Below are 3579 nucleotides of genomic sequence, written 5' to 3'. Positions count from 1 at the left end.
GGCCGTCTACCAGCAGCTTCACCCTCGCGTCTATGTCGTCCCGGATCAGCCGCATACGCCGGTCCCCCTCGATCCCTCGGTCGGACGGCTCATCAGTGAGCCACCGTTCCAACCTCCCGGCAGCGTCAGCGGGAAGCTCCAGCTGCGCCTGCGCCCCGACGACGATGACCCGGTCCGCCCGCCGCAGTAGCGCCGGATCGACACCCTTGGGGTGATCAGTGCTCATGTCAGCCCCGACCTCGGCGACAACGGCCGTGGACTGCTCGTTGAGGCGGCTACCCGGATGAGTTCCCGCCGAATGCACCTCGACAGCATCACCGGCGTGGTGGCGGGCCAGGGCGGCGGCCATCTGTGATTTACCGGCGTTGCTGACGCAGACGAACAGGACGCAGGGACGGGTGGTCATGAGAAGGTGTTCTCCTTTGTCGATTGTGTCGGCGAGGGCGTCTTGGTGGCGGCCCGGGGCACGGTCGGATCTCCAGCGAACAGGACCGGGCCCAGGCGCAGCATCACGTACACCAGTCCGACCAGCACCGGAACCTCGATCAACGGCCCGATCGTCCCTGCCAGCGCCTGGCCGGAGGCAGCACCGAACGTCCCGATCGCCACGGCGATCGCCAGCTCGAAGTTGTTGCCCGCCGCGGTGAATGCCACCGACGCTGACCGGGCGTAGTCGAGCCCCGACACCTTCGCCGTCACCAGTGCGAGGGCGAACATGCCCAGGAAGTAGATCACCAGCGGCACCGCGAGCCGTGCCACCGCCCACGGGTTCGCCGCGATCTGGTCGCCCTGCAGCGAGAACAGCAGCACGATGGTGTACAGCAGCCCGATCAGCGCCAACGGCGAGATTCTCGGCAGGTAGGTGTTCTCGTACCAGTCGCGGCCTTTGATCTTCTCGCCCAGTACCCGGGATCCGACCCCGGCGAGCAGGGGTATACCCAGGAACACCAGCACCGAGGTGACGATCGTCCAGAACGAGAACTCCGCCGAGCTCGTCTCCAATCCCAGCCAGGACGGCAGAACCTGCAGATAGAACCAGCCCAGCACGGCGAACATGAGCACCTGGAACACCGAGTTGATCGCCACCAGGACAGCGGTCGCCTCTCTGTCGCCGCACGACAGGTCCGACCAGACCAGCACCATCGCGATACAACGGGCCAGCCCGACGATGATCAACCCGGTACGCAGTTCGGGCTGGTCCGGCAGGAATATCCAGGCTAGGGCGAACATGAGCAGCGGACCGACAATCCAGTTGAGCACCAGTGACACACCCATCAGGCGGGCGTCGGCGGCGATCTGGCCGGCCTTGTCGTAGCGGACTTTGGCCAGCGGCGGGTACATCATCACCAGCAGTCCCACGGCAATGGGGATGGAGATTCCGCCGACCTCCACCGCGCCCAGGGCATCACCGATGCCGGGCAGTAGGCGACTGATGATCAGGCCGGCGGCCATCGCCAGGATGATCCAGATGGGCAGGAACCGGTCCAGAAACGACATCCGGGCAGGCCCTGCAGTCGGGGCCGAGGGTGGGGTCATGGGGGGCCATCCTGATTCGCATCGACGGTGATCAATACTAGAAGATAGTTCTGATATCGACGCCCGTCAATGTAGCGTGGTGGGCATGAGCACCACACAGCCGCTATCCGACACCGAGGTCCTGGATATCCAGCAGTGCTGCTCACTGGGCACCGGGCCGCTGACCCAGGACGAGTCTGTCCGCTATGCCGGCCTGTTCAAGGTACTGGCCGAGCCGGTACGGCTGCGCATCCTGTCGCAGTTGGCCGCCGCCGGGTGTGGCCCGGTCAGTGTCGGTGCACTCACCGCGATGATGGGGCTCAGTCAACCGACGATCTCACACCACTTGAAGATGATGACCGAAGCCGGGTTGCTGGACCGCCACCGTGACGGGCGCACTGTGATCCACCAGGTCCGCCCCGACGTCTTCGCCCAGCTGCGCACCGTGCTGCAGATCGGCTGACCCCACATCTCATGTGGGAAACCGGGCGGACGACAGAGGAACGATCGAAACAGCATGGACAGTAAAACCAGTACGGAGCCGACCCCAGCGCGGGCACACATCGAGCAGGACCACTACGAGGCGGTCGTCATCGGCGGCGGCCAGGCTGGTCTGGCAACCGCCTTCTACCTGTTGCGGGCCGGAGTGGACACCCTGGTCCTCGACGATCAACCGGCGGCCGGCGGGGCATGGCGGCACGTGTGGCCGTCGCTGCAACTGTTCTCCACTGCCGGGTTCTCCAACCTGCCGGGCATGCCGATGCCGGCCTATCAGGGATTCCCGCCGGCCACGCACGTCGTGGACTACCTCACCGCCTATGAACGCCGCTACTGGCTTCCCGTCGAACGGCCGGTACGGGTCGCCCGCGTCGAGCACCATGACAGGATCTTCTACATCGACGCCGAGCCACTGTCCGGCACAGGGGCAGGCACGCGGTCCTGGACGGCGACGAACGTCATCGCCGCGACCGGCACCTGGTCAGCCCCGTTCGTCCCCTCCTATCCGGGCACCTTCACCGGCACACAGTGGCATTCGGCAAACTACCCCGGCCCCGAGCCGTTCCGGGGAGGCACGGTCGCGGTGGTGGGCGCGGCCAACTCCGGGGCACAGATCGCCGCTGAGCTGACCGAGGATCCGGACGTCGGCGAGGTGCACTGGTACACCACCCACCCGCCGCGCTGGATGCCCGACGACGTCGACGGTCGAGTGTTGTTCCGCCACAACCGCGAACGCGCTGCCGCCATTAACCGTGGTGATCCCGATCCGGGTGCTGATTCCGACCTGGGTGACATCGTGGTCCTGCCGCAGGTGCGCACCGCCCGGGACGCCGGAGATCTGGAGGCCACCCCCATGTTCTCCTCCCTGGACGACGTCAAGTCCGACCAGTTGATCTGGTGTACCGGTTTCCGTCCGGCACTGGGGCCGGTACGACATCTCATCAGCGACGGCTCACCGCAGGTCCCCGGGCTGCTGCTGGTGGGCTACGGCGACTGGACCGGTCCCGGTTCAGCGACGATCACCGGCGTCGGCCCGTTCGCCAAGGCCGCCGCCCGGCAGGCTGCGGAGCGGGTCGGTAAGACCGTGAAGTAGCTCGACGGTCCGCTCTTCAACCAGCTATAACAAACAAATGCTTGTGTTAAAAGTGAGCGTTTGTGCATGTTGGGCGGCATGGCACCGAACATTGCGTTACCCCGTCCTGTCAGTGACCTGTCACCGAGAGAGCAGGCCGAGTTTCTGGCCCCGACGTTGGCTGCGTTGGCTGATGTCAACCGCTTGACCATCGCCCTGGCGTTGTCCGAGAAATCGATGACCAACCGACAGCTGCACGAGGCCACCGGGTTGAGCCCGGCCCTGGTCAGTCATCACCTGGTCGCGCTGCGCCGGGCCGGTGTCGTCGACACCGTGGCGAAGGGCCGAGCGAGTGTGAACAGCATCTGCTGTGAACAGCTTGCCGATCCGGTGCGCTGGCTGGCCCACCTGGCCACCCTGAGCCCGGAGGGGCAGAAAGCCTGCTGCACAGACGCCACCGGCGACCACGGCGACGATGCCAGCCGCGTCGCCCC

At 66.0% G+C, this 3579-nt stretch carries 5 protein-coding genes; 3 read left to right on the top strand and 2 right to left on the bottom strand.

Features of this window, described 5'->3' with window-relative positions; all coding sequences use genetic code 11:
• On the bottom strand, window positions 1-406 hold a 406-nt coding region (locus ACTXPP_RS13950; RefSeq protein ID WP_443342689.1), incomplete at its 3' end, for an arsenate-mycothiol transferase ArsC.
• Window positions 403-1536: an ACR3 family arsenite efflux transporter gene (gene arsB / locus ACTXPP_RS13945; RefSeq protein WP_443342687.1), complete on the bottom strand. Its 1134-nt coding sequence runs from the start codon at window positions 1534-1536 to the stop codon at window positions 403-405. The genes ACTXPP_RS13950 and arsB, both read right to left, overlap by 4 nt.
• Before the next feature lie 85 nt (window positions 1537-1621).
• Between arsB and ACTXPP_RS13940 the strand changes: the two genes are divergently transcribed.
• From ACTXPP_RS13940 to ACTXPP_RS13930, 3 genes are all read left to right on the top strand, one after another.
• Window positions 1622-1978 (top strand): ArsR/SmtB family transcription factor, encoded by a 357-nt coding sequence (locus tag ACTXPP_RS13940; protein ID WP_443342685.1) that lies wholly within the window; start codon window positions 1622-1624, stop codon window positions 1976-1978.
• A gap of 54 nt (window positions 1979-2032) precedes the next feature.
• Window positions 2033-3106: an FAD-dependent oxidoreductase gene (locus tag ACTXPP_RS13935; RefSeq protein WP_443342682.1), complete on the top strand. Its 1074-nt coding sequence runs from the start codon at window positions 2033-2035 to the stop codon at window positions 3104-3106.
• Window positions 3107-3184: 78 nt separating this feature from the next.
• Window positions 3185-3579, top strand: a 395-nt coding sequence (locus ACTXPP_RS13930; protein ID WP_443342679.1) for an ArsR/SmtB family transcription factor, incomplete at its 3' end; no start/stop codon positions are given.

This window comes from Candidatus Corynebacterium faecigallinarum (assembly GCF_052264515.1).
GTDB classification, from domain to species: Bacteria; Actinomycetota; Actinomycetes; order Mycobacteriales; family Mycobacteriaceae; genus Corynebacterium; species Corynebacterium faecigallinarum.
This window is presented reverse-complemented; position numbering and strand designations above follow the sequence as displayed.